Raw genomic sequence first — 15,811 nt, forward strand, 5'->3', positions numbered from 1 at the left:
GACCCGGTACGCAGGGCACATGGTGTACTAGGCCGCGTGGAACTTCTGCACTCGGGCAAGGTCCGGGACGTCTATGCCGACGGCGACGACCTGATCCTGGTCGCCTCCGACCGCATCTCGATCTACGACGTGGCGCTTCCGACGCCGATCCCGGACAAGGGCCGCCTGCTCACCGCCCTGTCGCTCTGGTGGTTCGAGCAGCTGTCCGACCTGGTGCCCAACCACGTCATCTCGGCCACCGACGTGCCGGCCGAGTTCGCCGGTCGGGCCATCCGCGTCCGTCGGCTGGACATGGTGCCGGTCGAGTGCGTCGCCCGCGGCTACCTCACCGGTGGCGGCCTCAGGGAGTACGAGCGCACCGGCGCGGTGTCCGGCGTAGCGCTGCCGCGGGGCCTGGGCGAGGCGTCGATCCTGCCCGAGCCGATCTTCACTCCGTCGACCAAGGCGCCGGTCGGCGAGCACGACGAGCCGATCACCTTCGCCGACGTGGTGGCCAAGGTCGGTGAGGCGACCGCCGAGCGGCTGCGCCAGATCACGATCGACGTCTACCGGCGTGGCGCGGAGATCGCCGCGGACCGGGGCATCCTGGTCGCCGATACCAAGATCGAACTGGGCTGGGCGCCGGACGGCAGCCTGGTCCTGGCCGACGAGCTGCTGACTTCCGACTCCTCCCGGTTCTGGCCCGCCGAGTCGTACCAGCCGGGGCGGGCGCAGTTCTCCTACGACAAGCAGTACGTGCGGGACTGGGCCACCAGCAGCGGCTGGAACAAGCAGGCGCCCGCACCGGAGATGCCGGCCGAGGTGGTCGAGGCGACCCGGGCCCGCTACGTCGACGTCTACGAGACGCTCACCGGCAACAGCTGGGAGTGACCGCGGCGCGGGCGGGGTCGCCGGCCGCCGCCCGCCGTACCGTCACTGCCCGACCTTGATCCCCGGTTCGCCGGCCACGAACTGGATGGTGTGCCGGGGCGCCACGCCCGGCCGGTCCGGCGCACGCCGCCGGCCCATCGGCAGGACCACCCGCCGGTACGCGGACTCCAGCAGCATCGCCGTGGCCGTGTACCAGGCCAGCACGGCCGAGGCGATGAAGAAATAGGCGCCCAGCGTCCGCCAGCCCGAGATGTCGGCGAGCTGACCGATCGCCTGGCTGGTCGAGCCGGCGGCGAGCGCGATCAGGGTGAGGGCGAGGCTGAGGTTCTCCGCCAGCGCGGCCAGCGCGCCGGACCAGGTGATCGCCGCGAGCGCGATGAACCAGTAGCCGAGCGCCACGAAGGGGGTCGGCGGGGTCAGCGCCCCGACCGCGACCAGCAGGAAGAGCACTCCGTACGCGAGCCAGAAGGCCCCCCAGATCCCGTGCATCGCGGTGGCCAGGCCGTCGCGGGCCCGGTAGGCCCACATCCCGGCGAGGAACTGCGCGAGGCCGCCGGTGAGCGCGGCGAAGGGGAACAGGAAGGTCGGCGTGTCCGTGTTGCCGTACCAGCCGGCCAGGTTCGCCGCCACGACGAAGGTGGCGGCGGCGAAGCCGAACAGGCCCAGGATCGAGGGCGCGGCGACCGGCTGCAACGAGATCTGTGCGTGGTTCCGCCAGAATTCGAACTCGCCGTCCTGGGACGGCGCGTGGCCCATGCGTGACATGCGAGCCTCCTCCCGGCGGCGGGCCTGCCGGCCCGCCGAGCAGTAGCCGCGCCTACCCGGTGCGGGGCCGCCCACACCTGGCGCCGGCCGGCGGCAGCCCTCCGAGCGATGGTCGGTGCGGCGCGGCGGCGGTGGCCGGGAGCGGGTGGGTCACTCCACCCAGTCGAGGGTGCGCTGCACCGCCTTGTGCCAGTTGCGCAGCTCCCGGTCGCGGTGCGCCGGATCCATCCCCGGCGTCCATTCGGCGTCAGAGCGCCACTGCGCGCGCAGGGTGGCCAGGTCGGTCCAGAAGCCGACCGCCAGGCCGGCCGCGTACGCCGCGCCGAGGCAGGTGGTCTCGGTGATCCGGGAGCGGACCACCGGCACGTCGAGCACGTCGGCGAGGAACTGCATCAGCAGCTGGTTGCCGGTCATCCCGCCGTCCACCCGGAGCCGGCGTAGCGCCACGTCCGAGTCGGCGTTCATCGCGTCGACCACCTCGCGGGTCTGCCAGGCCGAGGCCTCCAGCACCGCCCGGGCCAGATGCCCCTTGGTGATGTAGCCGGTCAGCCCGGCGATCACCCCGCGCGCGTCGCTGCGCCAGTGCGGCGCGAAGAGCCCGGAGAAGGCGGGCACCACGTAGCAGCCGCCGTTGTCGTCGACGGAACGGGCAAGCTCCTCCACCTCGGGCGCGGTCGAGATCAGGCCGAGGTTGTCCCGCAGCCACTGGACCAGCGAGCCGGTCACCGCGATCGCGCCCTCCAGCGCGTACGCGGCCGGCTGCCCGGCGATCCGGTAGGCGACCGTGGTGAGCAGGCCGTGCGACGACGCGACCGGGCTGGCCCCGGTGTTGAGCAGCAGGAAGCTGCCGGTGCCGTACGTGCACTTCGCCTCGCCGGGCTGGAAGCAGGTCTGCCCGAACAGGGCCGCCTGCTGGTCGCCGAGCGCGCTGGCCACCGGCACGCCGGCGAGCACCCCGGTGGCCGTCCCGTAGACCTCGGCGGAGCCGCGGATCTCCGGCAGCATCGCGGCCGGCACGCCCATCGCGTCGAGCAGGTCGGCGTCCCAGTCCAGCGTGCCCAGGTCCATCAGCATGGTCCGGCTGGCGTTGGTCACGTCCGTGACGTGCCGGCCGGTCAGCTTCCAGATCAACCAGCTGTCCATCGTGCCGAAGAGCACCTCGCCGGCCTCGGCCCGCGCCCGCAGCCCGTCGACGTGCTCCAGCAGCCAGCGCAGCTTCGGGCCGGCGAAGTAGGTGGCCAGCGGCAGGCCGGTGCGGGCGCGGATCCGCTCCTCGCCGTACGCCCGGTCGAGCTCGCGCAGCTGCGGCCCGGTCCGGGTGTCCTGCCAGACGATGGCGTTGGCCACCGGGCGGCCGGTGACCCGGTCCCAGACGACGGTGGTCTCCCGTTGGTTGGTGATGCCGACGGCCGCCAGCCCGGCGGCGTCGGTGCCGGCGGCGTCCAGCGCCTCCCGGACCACCTGCTCGACGTTCGCCCAGATCTCCTCGGCGTCGTGCTCGACCCAGCCCGGTCGGGGGAAGATCTGCCGGTGTTCCCGCTGCGCCACGGAGACGATCTCCCCGGCCCGGTCGAAGACGATGCACCGCGAGGAGGTGGTGCCCTGATCGATGGCGGCGACGTACTGTCCGGTCACGGCAGCACCGTACCGTCAGCGGCGGCGCCGCGCCGACCGCCGCGACGGCGTTCCGCGCGCTCGGACCACCGTGCGCGTGGCGACCGGGGGACGACCGTACGATGTGCAGACGTGCGTGACATCGCCGTCTTCAGCGGAACCGCCCATCCCGAGCTCGCCGCCGAGATCTGCACCCAGCTGGGCGTGCCGCTGCACCCCGTGCGGGTGTCCCGATTCGCCAACGACTGCCTGGAAGTGCAGTTGCAGGCCAACTGCCGCGAGCGGGACGTGTTCCTCATCCAGCCCCTGGTGCCGCCGGTGCAGGAGCACCTGGTCGAGCTGCTGCTCATGATCGACGCGGCACGCGGCGCCTCCGCCGGCCGGATCACCGTGGTGCTGCCGCACTACGCGTACGCCCGGTCGGACAAGAAGGACGCGCCCCGGATCTCGATCGGCGCCCGGCTGGTCGCCGACCTGCTCACCTCGGCCGGGGCGGACCGGGTGCTGGCCATGACGCTGCACTCGCCCCAGGTGCACGGCTTCTTCAGCGTGCCGGTCGACCATCTGCACGCGCTGCGCGAGTTGGCCCGGCATTTCCGGCGCTACGACCTCAGCAACAGCGTGGTCGTGTCGCCCGACCTGGGTAACGCGAAGGAGGCCGCGGCGTTCGCCCGGATGCTCGGCACGCCGGTGGCCGCCGGCGCGAAGCAGCGGTTCAGCGACGACAAGGTCACCATCAGCGCGGTGATCGGCGACGTGGCCGACCGGGACGTCATCGTGCTGGACGACGAGATCGCGAAGGGCAGCACGGTGATCGAGCTGATGGACCACCTTCGCGAGCGGAAGGTGCGCTCTATCCGGCTGGCCTGCACGCACGGCCTCTTCTCCGGCGACGCGCTGCACCGGCTCAGCGACCAGGAGGGCGTGCTGGAGATCGTCTGCACCAACACCGTTCCGATCCCGGCCGAGAAGCGGGTGCCGAAGCTGCGGGTGCTCTCGGTGGCGCCGGCACTGGCCGAGGCGATGCGGCGGATCCACAACGGCGAGTCGGTCAGCGCGCTCTTCGCCTGAGCTGCCGGCCGGCCGGGCCGTGTGTCGGGCGGGCCGTGTGTCGGGCGGGCCATGCGCCGGGCGGGTCAGTCGGGCTGCGGGATCGGCGTGACCGTGCTGATGGCGGTGGCGATCCGGACGACGGTGCCGGCTTCGCCGCTCGCGACCTCCATGCTGTCGCTGAGCTGCCGGGCCAGCCAGAGGCCCCAGCCCCCCGCGGTGTCCGGCTCCGGGCGGCTCCGGTCGCCCAGCCGCTGGGCACTGATCCCGTGCCCGTGGTCGGCGACCTCGCAGACCAGCCGCTCGTCCCGCCGCCACAGCCGCAGCGAGCCGCGCCCGCCACCGTGCCGCACCGCGTTGGTGATCAGCTCGTTGACCGCGAGCACGAAGTCGTCCAGGCGCTGGCCGCGTAGCCCTGCCGCGTGCGCGCAGGAGGTGACCGAGTGACGCAGCTCGGTCACCTGGGCCTGGTCGAAGGCCTCGGTGATCAGGAGGGAGGGTTCGATGGGCACAACCGTACGTGGTGCGTCGGGGTCGGTGTTCGTCATGGGCCCGTCCGGACAGCGGATCTAGGAGTCATTCGCGGCATTTCCACCGTACGTCAGGCTTTCCCGGCCCGCATCACGCGGGCCCTCCGGTCGCGGGTGCCCTGTGGCATCGTGGCGGCCATGCCGTCGTCGCCGGGTGGTCTCGAGGTGCCGCTGTGGCGTGCCCTCGCGGTGTTCCGGGTGGCCTCCCTGGCGTACGTCTGCGTGCTGGCCGTGCGCGACGCCGACCGGTACGCCCACCCGCTCGCCGCGGCCGGGTTGGTCCTGGCGATGGTCGCCTGGACCGGGGTGACCGCCTTCGGCTACGCCCGCCCGGCCTGGCGGGCCTGGCCGCTGCTCCTCGCCGATCTCGGGGTGGTGTTGGCGATCATGTTCGCCACCCCCTGGGTGATCGGCCGGGAGGCGTTGCACGCCGGGGTGCCGACCCTCGCGGTGGCGTGGCTCGCCGGCCCGGTGCTCGCCTGGGCCGTCTCCGGAGGCCGGCGGCGTGGCACCGTGGCCGCCCTGGTGATCGGCGGCGCCGACCTCGCCACCCGGGAGCGGATCAGCCAGTCGTCGCTCACCGGCGTCATCCTGATCCTGCTCGCCGGCGTGGTGGTCGGGCACGTCGCGCGGCTGGCGGTCACCGCGGAGGAGCGACTGCACCGGGCGGTGGAGCTCGAGGCGGCCACCCGGGAACGGGAGCGGCTGGCCCGGGACATCCACGACTCGGTGCTCCAGGTGCTCGCCCTGGTGCAGCGGCGCGGCGCGCACCTGCCGGGGGAGGCGGGGGAGTTGGCCCGGCTCGCCGGCGAGCAGGAGGCCGCGCTGCGGGCGCTGATCGCCGGGGCGGCCCCGCCGGCGGCGACCGACGACGGCCCGGTCGACCTGCGTGCCCTGCTCGGCCGGTACGCCGCCGCGACGGTCTCGGTCTCCGCGCCGGCCACGCCGGTGCCGCTGCCCGGGCCGGTGGCGCGCGAGTTGGCCGTCGCGACGGCGGCGGCCCTGGACAACGTGGCACGGCACGCCGGTGGGCGGGCCTGGGTGCTGATCGAGGACGAGGGAGCGACGGTGACCGTTTCGGTACGCGACGAGGGGCCGGGCATCCCGGACGGCCGGCTGGCCGAGGCGGCGGCGCAGGGCCGGCTCGGGGTGGCGCAGTCCATCCGCGGCCGGGTGGCCGACCTGGGCGGTACGGCGCGGATCGTCTCGACGGCCGGCGCCGGGACCGAGGTCGAACTGACCGTGCCGAGGGCCGGCCGGTGAGCGGGCCGGTGCGGGTGATGGTGGTCGACGACCACCCGATGTGGCGGGAGGGCGTGGCCCGCGACCTGACCGAGGCCGGGCACCTGGTGGTGGCCACGACCGGCGAGGGCCGGCAGGCGGTGCGGGTGGCGGCCGCCGCGCGGCCCGACGTGGTGGTGCTGGACCTGCAACTGCCGGACATCTCCGGTGTCGAGGTGATCCGAGGGCTGCGCGCCACGTTGCCGCGGGTGCGGGTGCTGATGCTCTCGGCCAGTGGTGAGCAGCAGAGCGTCCTGGACGCGGTCAAGGCCGGCGCGACCGGCTACCTGGTGAAGTCCGCCGCGCCGGCCGAGTTCCTGGACGCGGTGCGCCGTACGGCGGACGGGGAGCCCGTCTTCACCCCCGGCCTGGCCGGCCTCGTCCTCGGCGAGTACCGGCGGCTCGCGGCGGCGCCGCCGCCGGCCGGCCCGGACGCCGCCCCGGCCGCTGGAGGGGCGCCGCAACTCACCGACCGGGAGACCGAGGTGCTGCGGCTGGTGGCAAAGGGGCTGTCCTACAAGCAGATCGCCCAGCGGCTCGGGCTCTCGCACCGGACGGTGCAGAACCACGTGCAGAACACGCTGGGCAAGTTGCAGCTGCACAACCGGGTCGAGCTGACCCGGTACGCGATCGAGCGGGGCCTGGACGACTGAGCCCGGCGGCGACGGTCGGTCGGATCGGCGCCTGCGGGCCGGCGTGGGCGGCCGGTCAGACCGAGTGCGGCGGTTGGGTCTCGTGGACGGCCAGCTCCTCGGCGGTCGCCCCGCCACCGGCCGAGCCGGCGTCGTACGCCACGTTGTCGGTCTCCTGGTCGGTGTGCGCCCCCTCGTCCGGTTCCACGATCCGGCCGACGGTGGCGTCGGCGACCGTGCCGAGCTGGCCGTGGTCGTAGATGGAGACCGGAGAGTTCGGGTCCGAGGTGGGGCCCGGGTCGATCACGTCGGCGTCGAGTTGGGCCTGCGCCGCGGCCTCGTCGCTGGTCGCCTCGGCCGCGATGTCCGGGTCGATCGGGCCGGCCAGCGGGTCGTCGACCGGACGCTCGTAGCGCTCCCGCTCGAGCTTGTAGTCCAGCGACTCACCGTCGAGCTGCTCGTCGGCGGTGGTCCCGAACCGGTCCACCGCGACCGGCGTCCGGTCGGCCGGCAGCTGGGCCGGGTCCGGGCCGTCCGCCTCGCGACCGGTCAGCACGTCGTCGTTCGCGGTCGAGTCGTCGTCGGCGGTCTGCGGCAGGCCGTCAGCCTCCGGATCGGACACGGGGGTCGGGTACTCGTCGTCGCGCATGACGGATCTCTACCCACTCGACCCGTCGATCATGCAGTAGGGCCGCGCCGCGAAAGCCGTAAAACGGGATCTACCGCTCACCACGACCGCCGGTTCGGCGGGGCCGGGTCAGGGTGCGGGTTGGTCGGCGGGGTCGAGGACGCACCAGACGACCTTGCCGTCCGGGACCGGGCTGGTGCCCCAGCGCCGGGCCACCGTGTCGATCAGGAGCAGGCCCCGGCCGCCGGTCGACGTCAGCGGGGCCAGTCCCGCGAAGGTCGGCTGCCGCGACGAGTGGTCACGGACGGCGAGGTGCAACTGCACGCCGTCGGGGGCGAGCCGCACCGTCATCGGGGTACGGGCGTGCGCCACCACGTTGTTGACCATCTCGGTGACCGCGATCGTGCCCGGCTCGCTGAGCTCCGGCACCCCCCACCGCCGGCAGCCGTCGGCGACCAGTTCGCGGGCCTGGCGCGCGGCACCGAGCGCCGGGGCGAGGTCGGTGTTGAGCACCGCCGCCATAGGGGACGCCGCCAGCGCGGCCATCGCCCCGTCCAGGGTGGGCCAGACCGGCACCCCGGCCAGCGCCGGATCCGGTCGGCCGGTGTTGCCGGGGTCGCAGACCAGCAGGCCCGCCGCCGGCCAGTCGGCGACCTCCCGGTGCACCTCGGCGAGGACGCCGACGGCGGCCGGGTCGGTGACGCGCAGGCCGGTCAGGTCGGCCACCACCGGGCCGGGCCGCTCGCAGAGCCGGGTGAGCAGAGCGTCGCGGACGACGTCGGCGTTGGCGAAATCGAGCACCCCGGTGAGCCGGACCACCGGGCCGGACTCGTCCGTCTCCACCAGGCATCGCGCGTCCGTCGGCATGATCGCCCCATTGTGCCGGTGGGTCATTGCCCGCGCATCCGCCCGCTCGGTCCGGCTCATCAGCGGTCCGTCCGGTTGCGGCGGGTGCGGGCGGCCATCGTGCCGACCGCGGTGCCGGCGGCGGCGAGACCGAACGCGGCGGTCATCCGCACCAGTTGCCGGCGCCGGCCGTGCCACCCGCCCTCCCGGCGGCCCTCCGCGTCCGGCCGGAACACGTTGCCGCTGCTGTCCGGGCGGGTGCCCGGCCCGAACTGGGTCCGGTGCACGTACCAGCCGAGCACGCGCTCCGCGAGCGTCGGGGCGAGCCGCCACTGGAGGCCGATCAACCGGGCCGCGCCCCCCGCGTACGCCTCGCGGCGTGGCCGCCGGAGCAGCCGGACGATCGTCGCCGCCACCGTCTCGGGCGGGTAGACCGGGGGCGGCGGCAGCAGCTCCCGGCCGGTGTGGTTCGCCGCGTGCCGGAAGAACGGGGTGTCGATGGTGGCCGGCAGGACCGTGCAGATCGAGATGTTGCCCCGGCCGGTGACCCGCAGTTCCTGGCGGACCGTGTCGGCCAGGCCCCGGATGCCGTGCTTGGTGGCGTTGTACGGCGACTGGTACGGCATCGCCACCTCGGCCAGCACCGAGGCGTTGTTGACCACCACCCCGCCCCCGGCGGCGCCCAGGTGCGGCAGTGCGGCCCGGATGCCGTGCAGTGTGCCGAGCAGGTTCACCTCCAGCACCCGGCGGAACTCGGCCACCGGGATCTCGTCGAAGAGCCCGACGGCGCCCACGGCGGCGTTGTTGACCCAGCCGTCGATCCGGCCGAACTCGGCCGCCGCCCGGTCGGCCAGCCGCTCCACCGAGGCGGCGTCGGTGACGTCCGTCGGTACGACCAAGGCCCGGCCGCCCAGCTCCCGGCACCGCTGCGCCACCCGGGTCAGGGCGGACTCGCTCCGGGCGGCCAGCACGAGAGCGGCGCCCCGCCGGGCCAGCGCGTACGCGGTGGCGGTGCCGATCCCGCTGGAGGCGCCAGTGATCACCACGGTGGCGGCGTCGAGGCTGCGGGTGAGAGGCATTCTTCGCCGGTACCCCCGGCCGGGGTGGGTCATGCCGGCGAGATCCGGTCGGATCACCACGCACCGTGATCATCATGTGAGGATCGGGGGCGCCGAGTGATTGTCGTGGCGCAAGTGTCTGCGGCACCTGCCGGGCTCTTCCCGATCTGCCAGGTTTCGGCTTACGGGGTCGTGGTTAATGGGACCCTCTGACCGGGAGGACCACCGCTGGAAAGATCGCATGGAGGTGACGCATGCGCGTCGGTCTCGTCTGCGCGCACGCCGGCCCGCCCAGGGCGACCGACGGTCCGGCCGTCGGCACCCACCAGCACATCGCGCGGGTCGCTGCCGAGCTGGCCGGACGAGGCCACGAGGTGCGGGTCTACGAACGCCAGGACTCTGCGGGCCTGCCCGCGACGCTGGACGTCGACGGCTACCGGGTGGAACGCGTGCCCGTCGGCCCGGCCGCGGCGCTGCCCACCGCCGAGCTGATCCCGTACGTGGCGGAGTTCGGCGGCTGGCTGACCGACCGCTGGGCCGGCGAGTGGCGGCCGGACGTGGTGCACGGGCACTACTGGGTCGGCGGGCTGGCCGCGGCGCACGCCGTGCGGGAGACCGACATCCCGGTCGTGCAGACCTTCCACTCGCTCGGCGTCGAGCAGCTGCGGCACCTCGGGCGGGAGTACGACGGCCCGGGGGAGCGGATCCCGCTGGAGCGGGCGCTGACCCGGGCGGTGGACATCGCGGTGGCCCAGTGCAACGACGAGGTGGACGAACTGACCCGGATGGGGCTGCAACGCACCTCGGTGGCGATGGTGCCCGCGGGCGTGGACACCGGGCAGTTCCACCCCGACGGCGAGGCCGCGCCGCGCGACCAGCGGGCCCGGATCCTCTCCGTGGGCGGCCTCGCCGCCGGGCACGGCCAGGAGGACCTGATCCAGGCCATGCGGCTCGTCGGCGACGCCGAGCTGGTGATCGCCGGCGGCCCGCCCGCCGAGCAGCTGGCCGGCCATGCCGAGGCCCGCCGGCTGCGGGAGCTGGCCGAGCGGAACGGGGTGGCCGAGCAGGTGCGCCTGGTGGGCGCCGTGCCGCACGACCAGATGGCCACCTGGTACCGGTCGGCGGACGTGGTCGCCTGCACCCCGCGCTACTCCTCGGCGGGGCGGGTGTCGTTGGAGGCGATGGCCTGCGGCGTGCCGGTGGTGGGCTACGCGATGGGCGGGATCGCCGACGCGGTGGTGGACGAGGTGACCGGTCGGCTGGTGCCGCCGGGAGACGTCCGCGTCCTCGGCGTGACGCTGCGCCGGCTGCTCGCCGACAACGCCGGGCGGTTCGCGTACGGGCACGCGGCGGTCGACCGGGTGCGGTGCAGCTACACGTGGGAGCGGACCGCCGGGGCGCTGGAGCGCCTGTACGAGCGGGTGGTGGGCCGGCGCAAGCCGGTCGAGGCCTGACGCCCGTCCGGCGTCGCCGTCAACCCGGGTGGCCGACGCCCGCCATGGCCCGGTCGCGGCTGCGGGCGACCGCGTGATGGTGCTGCGGTTCGGCGTACCGGGTCAGGCCTATCACCGCCGCCAGCGTGACCAGGAAGCCCACCCCGGCCAGCCACTCCCGGCCCGGCCAGATCTTGTCGTTGAGCAGCAGCAGCCCGACGATCGCCGCGGGCAGGGCGCCGGCGGCGTCCATCGCCGCCACCGCCGCGGTGGTGGAGCCGCGCTGCATCGCCAGGCCGAGCAGGAGCTGCCCGACGAGCGAGTGCGCCACCAGCAGGTAGAGCAGCGGGTTGCGGGCGAACGCCTCCGCCGACGGCGCGGAGGCCAGCGGGCGGGCGGCCACCGCGGCGGCGGAGAACGCGAGCCCGGCCAGCGAGCCGAGCGCCACCGAGCCGGGTGCCCCGTGCAGCCGGACCGCGAACACCCCGAGCACCGCGATGACGGCGAGCACCAGCAGCAGCGCGATCAGGCCGGCCGGACCGAGCTGCCGGGACGGGGCCGGCCGGGCGGCCAGCACCAGCGCGCTGATGCCGGCGAACAGCAGCGCCAGCAGCACCACCTCGGCGACCGGTAATCGCCACTTCAGCACCAGCACGCCGAGGATGGCGGTGACCCCGAGCCCCGCCGCCACGCTCGACTGCACCAGGAAGAGGGGCAGGTCCCGGCGGGCCAGGAAGGCCAGCACGAAGCCGCCGACCTGACAGCCCAGCCCGACCAGGTAGGTCCGGTGGCCGGCCAGGCGCAGCAGCAGGCCCGGATCGAAGGTGTGGTGCACCGTGGTGCGCGCGGCGGCGACCGACTGGAGCAGGTTGGCGATGCCGTACGCGACGATCATCGACGCGAGGAAGCACCAGCCCGAGGAGACCACCTGGCGAGGATAGAGGTTGCCGGGGGTCAGCGCTCGGCTGGTCGACCCAGCCGGGCCAGGATGTCGGGATGCAGCGCGCCGTTGCTCGCGATCGCGCTGTGCTCGAGGTCGGGCCCGCTGGCCAGGGCGGGAGCGCCGGACAGGTCGGTGATGGCGCCGCCCGCCTCGGCGACGATCGGCACCAGCGCCGCGACGTCCCAGAGCGACAACTCCGGCTCCACCATCACGTCGAGTGCCCCCTCGGCCAGCAACATGTAACCGTAGAAGTCCCCGTACGCCCGACTGCGCCAGCACTCCCGCATCAGGCCGAGCATCGCGTCCAGGCGCCCGGCCGCCTCCCACCCGGTGAGCGAGGAGTAGCAGAAGCTGGCATCGGCGAGCCGGCCCACGTCGGAGACCCGGATCGGTACGCCGGTGGCCTGGTCCGGCCCGGCGTACGCCCCGGACCCCTCGGCGGCCCACCAGCGGCGGCCCAGCGCCGGGGCGGAGACCAGCCCGAGCACCGGCCGGTCCCCCTCCAGCAGGGCGATCAGGGTGGCCCAGACCGGCACCCCGCGGACGAAGTTCTTGGTGCCGTCGATCGGGTCGACCACCCAGCGCCGGCCGTCCGGCCCGGTCGCCGGCTGCGCGCCGTACTCCTCGCCGAGCAGCCCGTCCGCCGGGCGGTGCGCGGCCAGCAGCGCGCGGATCTCCCGCTCGACGGCGGTGTCCGCGTCGGAGACCGGCGTGAGGTCGGGCTTCGCCTCCACCCGTAGATCGAGGGCCCGGAACCGGGTGGTCGAGACCGCGTCGGCGGCGTCGGCGAGCAGGTGGGCGAGGTCGAGATCCGCGGCGTACCAGGTCATGCTGGCAACCTAGCCGACGCCCGCCGGATCACTCGTCGGGCCCGCGCCGGTCGCCCTCGCCGGGTCCGCGCTGGTCGGCGTCGCCGCCGCGCGGGTCGGTCTCGCCAGCCCGGGAGGCGAGCAGCCGGCGGTACGAGGCGAGCCGTCGCGGGTCGGCCTTGCCGGCGGCCACCCAGGCGTCCAGCCCGCAGTCCGGCGCGTCGGCGGTGTGTGGGCAGTTGGCGGGGCAGTCCACGGTCCCCTCGACCAGGTCGGGGAAGCCGTGCAGGAGGCTGTCCGCCGAGACGTGCGCCAGCCCGAAGCTGCGGACGCCGGGGGTGTCGATGATCCAGCCCGGATCGCTGTCGGCGCCCGGCGCCGGGGGCAACCGCAGCGCGACCGCGCTGGTCGACGTGTGCCGCCCGCGGCCGATAGCGCTGACCGTGCCGACCGCCCGGGCGGCCTCCGGGACCAGGCGGTTGACCAGCGTCGACTTGCCCACCCCGGAGTGCCCCACCAGCACCGAGATCCGCCCGGCGAGCAGCGCCCGCAGCGCGTCCAGGTCCGACTCCGGTCGGATCAGCACGTACGGCAGCTCCAGCTCGGTGTAGTAGTCGAGCACCGCCTCCGGCCCGGCCAGGTCGGCCTTGGTCAGGCAGAGCAGCGGCTCGATGTCCGCGTCGTACGCGGCCACCAGGCACCGGTCGATGAAGCCGGTACGCGGCGGCGGGTCGGCCAGCGCGCTGACGATCACCAACTGGTCGGCGTTGGCCACCACCACCCGCTCCAGCCGGCCCTCGGCGGTCGTCGCGTCGTCCTCCGCGGTGCGGCGCAGCACGGAACTCCGCTCGGCGATCCGGACGATCCGGGCCAGCGCCCCCGCCGCGCCCGAGGTGTCCCCGACCAGCCCTACCCGGTCGCCCACCACCACCGACTTGCGACCCAGCTCCCGGGCGCGCATCGCGGTCACCGTCGGGACGTCCGTGTCGCCGACCACGCAGGTGTAGCGCCCCCGGTCGACGGCGATCACGAACCCGTCCACCGCGTCGGCGTGCCGGGGGCGGGTCCGCGTACGCGGGCGCGACGACTTCCCGGGCCGCACCCGTACGTCGTCCTCGTCGTACTCCCGCCGTCTGGTCGCCAGGACCGCCCTCCGTCGCCTCAGCTCTTGCCGGTCACCATCGCTGACCATAGTGCCGGGAACTCGGGCATGGTCTTGGAGGTACACCCGACGTCGTCGACCTCGATGCCCGGCACGGCCAGCCCGGCCACCGCCGCGGCGTGCGCCATCCGGTGGTCGGCGTACGTCTGGAACGTCCCGCCGCGCAGCGGGCGCGGCCTGATCTCGAGCCCGTCGCGGGACTCGGTGAGGTCGGCGCCGAGCGCGGCGAACTCCCGAGCCAGCGCGGCGATGCGGTCGGTCTCGTGACCTCGGATGTGGGCCACGCCGGTGAACCGGGACGGCGAGTCCGCCAGCATGGCCAGCGCGGTCAACGCCGGGGTCAGCTCGCTGACGTCGGAGAGGTCGGCCTCCAGGCCGTGCACGGTGCCGGTGCCCCGGACGGTCAGCCCCGCGGTGGAGAGCGTCACCTCGCCGCCCATCCGCTGCAGCAGCGTGCGGAGCCGCTCCACCGGCTGGGCGCTGCTGTGCGGCCAGCCCTGCAGGGTCACCTCGCCGCCGGTCACCAGCGCGGCGGCGAAGAACGGCACCGCGCCGGACAGGTCCGGCTCGATCTCCCAGCCGCGCCCGGTGAGCGGACCCGGCTCCACCGCCCAGACGTCGGGCACGGTGTCGTCGACCGCGGCGCCGGCGGCGCGCAGCATCTGCACGGTCATCCGCAGGTGGGGCGCGGACGGGACCGGCGGGCCGACGTGCCGGACCACCACACCACGGTCGAAGCGCGGCGCGGCCAGCAGCAGGCCGGAGACCAGCTGGCTGGACGCCGAGGCGTCGATCACCACCTCGCCGCCGGCGACCCGGCCGGCGCCGTGCACGGTCAGCGGCAGGCTGTCGGCGCCGGCGACGTCGATCCGCACACCGAGCGAGCGCAGCGCGCCGATCAGCGGGCCGAGCGGTCGCGTGCGCGCGTGCGGGTCGCCGTCGAAGGTGATCCGACCGTCGGCGAGGCCGGCCACCGGCGGCACGAAGCGCATCACCGTGCCGGCCAGGCCGACGTCGACGTGCGCCGGGCCGACCAGCCGGTGCGGCCGGACCAGCCAGCGGTCGTCGTCACTGATCGACATGTGCGCGCCCATCGCCCTCAGCCCGGCGGCCATCAGCTCGGTGTCCCGCGCGCGCAGCGGCCCGGAGAGCGTCGACGGGCCGCTGGCGAGCGCGCTGAGCACCAGCGCGCGGGCGGTCATCGACTTGGACCCGGGCAGGCGCAGCGTGGCCGCGACCGGGTCGGAGGCGGTCGGTGCGGTCCACGGCTGCAGCGGCCGGGTCGCGGTCAGGTTCCCCACGGTTACATTCTGCCGTGTCGGGCGGGGGGTCGCGCCGGCCGCCGGGTCGACTCCCGGTTGGCGGGACAGCCGGGACGGCGTGCGGCGGGATAGCGTGTGCCCCATGTGCGGCAGGTACGCGACGACCCGGAGCGCCGGCGAGCTGAGCGCACTCTTCGAGGCGGACGACGAGACCGGTGACCGGCTCGGCCCCGACCACAACGTCGCGCCGACCGACCCGGTCCCGCTGGTGCGGATGACCGCCGAGGGGCACCGCGTCCTCGCCGCCGCGCGCTGGGGTTTCCTCCCGCACTGGTCCCGCACCCCGGCCGGCGCCGCCCGCATGATCAACGCCCGCGCCGAGACGGTGGCCACCAGCCGGGCGTACGCGGGCGCCTTCGCCCGCCGCCGCTGCCTGGTCCCGGCGGACGGCTGGTACGAGTGGGTCCGCGCGCCGGACGGTCGGCAGGCCTACTACATGACACCGCTGGACGGGTCCGTGCTCGCCTTCGCCGGCATCTGGTCGGTCTGGGGCGAGGGTGACGACGCCCGGCTCACCTTCAGCGTGCTGACCACGGCTGCGGTCGGCGAACTCGCCGAGGTGCACGACCGGATGCCGCTGCTGCTCCCGCGCGACCGCTGGGCGCCGTGGCTGGCGCCGGCCGGTGACCCGGGCGCGCTGCTCGCCCCGCCATCGCCCGACTGGCTCGCCGGGCTGGAGGTCCGGCCGGTGGGCCCGGCGGTCGGCGACGTCCGCAATGACGGCCCGCACCTGACCGAGCGGGTGCCGGTCGCCCGCAGCGCGCCGGAGGAACTGACCCTATTCTGATCATGATCGGCGCATTGTCGCGCACTGATTTGCCAGAGTTGCGGGGAAACGTCGCCTGACCGTTCAGCCATCTTCCCGGTA

Annotated in this window: 15 protein-coding genes and 1 pseudogene; 6 read left to right on the top strand and 10 right to left on the bottom strand. The window is 74.7% G+C overall.

Going from position 1 to position 15,811, the window contains the following annotated elements:
• Positions 1 to 36: 36 nt before the first annotated feature.
• The gene (locus O7603_RS26135) at positions 37 to 870 is read left to right on the top strand and encodes a phosphoribosylaminoimidazolesuccinocarboxamide synthase (protein WP_281572395.1); all 834 of its coding nucleotides are present in this window, start codon (positions 37 to 39) and stop codon (positions 868 to 870) included.
• 42 nt (positions 871 to 912) lie between these two features.
• Here O7603_RS26135 and O7603_RS26140 read toward each other — a convergent pair whose 3' ends face one another.
• Positions 913 to 1,635: a GPR1/FUN34/YaaH family transporter gene (locus O7603_RS26140; protein WP_281572396.1), complete on the bottom strand. Its 723-nt coding sequence runs from the start codon at positions 1,633 to 1,635 to the stop codon at positions 913 to 915.
• Positions 1,636 to 1,785: 150 nt separating this feature from the next.
• Positions 1,786 to 3,270, bottom strand: a complete 1,485-nt coding sequence (glpK, locus tag O7603_RS26145) for a glycerol kinase GlpK (RefSeq protein WP_281572397.1) — start codon at positions 3,268 to 3,270, stop codon at positions 1,786 to 1,788.
• Between the two features lie 111 nt (positions 3,271 to 3,381).
• Between glpK and O7603_RS26150 the strand changes: the two genes are divergently transcribed.
• Entirely contained in the window at positions 3,382 to 4,320 is a 939-nt protein-coding gene (locus tag O7603_RS26150) for a ribose-phosphate pyrophosphokinase (protein WP_281572398.1), read from the top strand.
• Positions 4,321 to 4,385: 65 nt separating this feature from the next.
• Here the strand turns inward: O7603_RS26150 and O7603_RS26155 are convergent, their stop codons facing one another.
• A complete protein-coding gene (locus tag O7603_RS26155; protein WP_281572399.1) occupies positions 4,386 to 4,847 on the bottom strand; it encodes an ATP-binding protein in 462 nt (153 codons plus the stop codon).
• Positions 4,848 to 4,967: 120 nt separating this feature from the next.
• Here O7603_RS26155 and O7603_RS26160 point away from each other — a divergent pair, with 120 nt between their 5' ends.
• Together O7603_RS26160 and O7603_RS26165 are read left to right on the top strand one after the other, a co-directional pair.
• On the top strand, positions 4,968 to 6,092 hold the full coding sequence (locus O7603_RS26160) for a DUF5931 domain-containing protein (protein WP_281572400.1): 1,125 nt from the start codon (positions 4,968 to 4,970) through the stop codon (positions 6,090 to 6,092).
• Between the two features lie 17 nt (positions 6,093 to 6,109).
• The gene (locus O7603_RS26165) at positions 6,110 to 6,763 is read left to right on the top strand and encodes a response regulator transcription factor (RefSeq protein WP_281576813.1); all 654 of its coding nucleotides are present in this window, start codon (positions 6,110 to 6,112) and stop codon (positions 6,761 to 6,763) included.
• 55 nt (positions 6,764 to 6,818) lie between these two features.
• On the opposite strand, the gene O7603_RS26170 is transcribed toward O7603_RS26165, so the two are convergent.
• From O7603_RS26170 to O7603_RS26180, 3 genes are all read right to left on the bottom strand, one after another.
• Positions 6,819 to 7,391: a DUF5709 domain-containing protein gene (locus O7603_RS26170; RefSeq protein WP_281572401.1), complete on the bottom strand. Its 573-nt coding sequence runs from the start codon at positions 7,389 to 7,391 to the stop codon at positions 6,819 to 6,821.
• Positions 7,392 to 7,499: 108 nt separating this feature from the next.
• Complete coding sequence (locus O7603_RS26175; RefSeq protein ID WP_281572402.1) at positions 7,500 to 8,237, bottom strand: ATP-binding protein; 738 nt, start codon at positions 8,235 to 8,237, stop codon at positions 7,500 to 7,502.
• 59 nt (positions 8,238 to 8,296) lie between these two features.
• Positions 8,297 to 9,295 (bottom strand): SDR family oxidoreductase, encoded by a 999-nt coding sequence (locus tag O7603_RS26180; protein WP_281572403.1) that lies wholly within the window; start codon positions 9,293 to 9,295, stop codon positions 8,297 to 8,299.
• Positions 9,296 to 9,528: 233 nt separating this feature from the next.
• Between O7603_RS26180 and O7603_RS26185 the strand changes: the two genes are divergently transcribed.
• Positions 9,529 to 10,728 carry a glycosyltransferase gene (locus O7603_RS26185; RefSeq protein ID WP_281572404.1) on the top strand — a complete coding sequence of 400 codons (1,200 nt, stop codon included), beginning with the start codon at positions 9,529 to 9,531 and terminating at the stop codon, positions 10,726 to 10,728.
• On the opposite strand, the pseudogene O7603_RS26190 reads toward O7603_RS26185, so the two are convergent.
• The 4 genes and pseudogenes from O7603_RS26190 to aroA form a co-directional block, all read right to left on the bottom strand.
• Positions 10,647 to 11,602 (bottom strand): annotated as a pseudogene (locus O7603_RS26190) (hypothetical protein). The gene O7603_RS26185 and the pseudogene O7603_RS26190 overlap by 82 nt on opposite strands.
• A 59-nt stretch (positions 11,603 to 11,661) precedes the next feature.
• Entirely contained in the window at positions 11,662 to 12,480 is an 819-nt protein-coding gene (hisN, locus tag O7603_RS26195; protein WP_281572405.1) for a histidinol-phosphatase, read from the bottom strand.
• Positions 12,481 to 12,508: 28 nt separating this feature from the next.
• Positions 12,509 to 13,651: a ribosome small subunit-dependent GTPase A gene (rsgA, locus tag O7603_RS26200; protein WP_281572406.1), complete on the bottom strand. Its 1,143-nt coding sequence runs from the start codon at positions 13,649 to 13,651 to the stop codon at positions 12,509 to 12,511.
• Positions 13,621 to 14,922: a 3-phosphoshikimate 1-carboxyvinyltransferase gene (gene aroA, locus O7603_RS26205; RefSeq protein WP_281572407.1), complete on the bottom strand. Its 1,302-nt coding sequence runs from the start codon at positions 14,920 to 14,922 to the stop codon at positions 13,621 to 13,623. Before aroA ends, rsgA begins: the two co-directional genes overlap by 31 nt.
• Before the next feature lie 103 nt (positions 14,923 to 15,025).
• On the opposite strand from aroA, the gene O7603_RS26210 reads away from it, so the two are divergent.
• Complete coding sequence (locus tag O7603_RS26210; RefSeq protein WP_281572408.1) at positions 15,026 to 15,730, top strand: SOS response-associated peptidase; 705 nt, start codon at positions 15,026 to 15,028, stop codon at positions 15,728 to 15,730.
• The last annotated feature ends 81 nt before the right edge of the window (positions 15,731 to 15,811 follow it).

This window comes from Micromonospora sp. WMMD812, assembly GCF_027497215.1.
Lineage (GTDB): Bacteria > Actinomycetota > Actinomycetes > Mycobacteriales > Micromonosporaceae > Micromonospora.

Coding starts and splice junctions, on each gene's coding strand:
- O7603_RS26140 (WP_281572396.1), bottom strand. CDS start 1,635: ATGTCACGCATGGGCCACGCGCCGTCCCAGGACGGCGAGTTCGAATTC.
- O7603_RS26155 (WP_281572399.1), bottom strand. CDS start 4,847: ATGACGAACACCGACCCCGACGCACCACGTACGGTTGTGCCCATCGAA.
- O7603_RS26160 (WP_281572400.1), top strand. CDS start 4,968: ATGCCGTCGTCGCCGGGTGGTCTCGAGGTGCCGCTGTGGCGTGCCCTC.
- O7603_RS26165 (WP_281576813.1), top strand. CDS start 6,110: ATGGTGGTCGACGACCACCCGATGTGGCGGGAGGGCGTGGCCCGCGAC.
- O7603_RS26170 (WP_281572401.1), bottom strand. CDS start 7,391: ATGCGCGACGACGAGTACCCGACCCCCGTGTCCGATCCGGAGGCTGAC.
- O7603_RS26175 (WP_281572402.1), bottom strand. CDS start 8,237: ATGCCGACGGACGCGCGATGCCTGGTGGAGACGGACGAGTCCGGCCCG.
- O7603_RS26180 (WP_281572403.1), bottom strand. CDS start 9,295: ATGCCTCTCACCCGCAGCCTCGACGCCGCCACCGTGGTGATCACTGGC.
- O7603_RS26185 (WP_281572404.1), top strand. CDS start 9,529: ATGCGCGTCGGTCTCGTCTGCGCGCACGCCGGCCCGCCCAGGGCGACC.
- hisN (WP_281572405.1), bottom strand. CDS start 12,480: ATGACCTGGTACGCCGCGGATCTCGACCTCGCCCACCTGCTCGCCGAC.
- rsgA (WP_281572406.1), bottom strand. CDS start 13,651: ATGGTCAGCGATGGTGACCGGCAAGAGCTGAGGCGACGGAGGGCGGTC.
- O7603_RS26210 (WP_281572408.1), top strand. CDS start 15,026: ATGTGCGGCAGGTACGCGACGACCCGGAGCGCCGGCGAGCTGAGCGCA.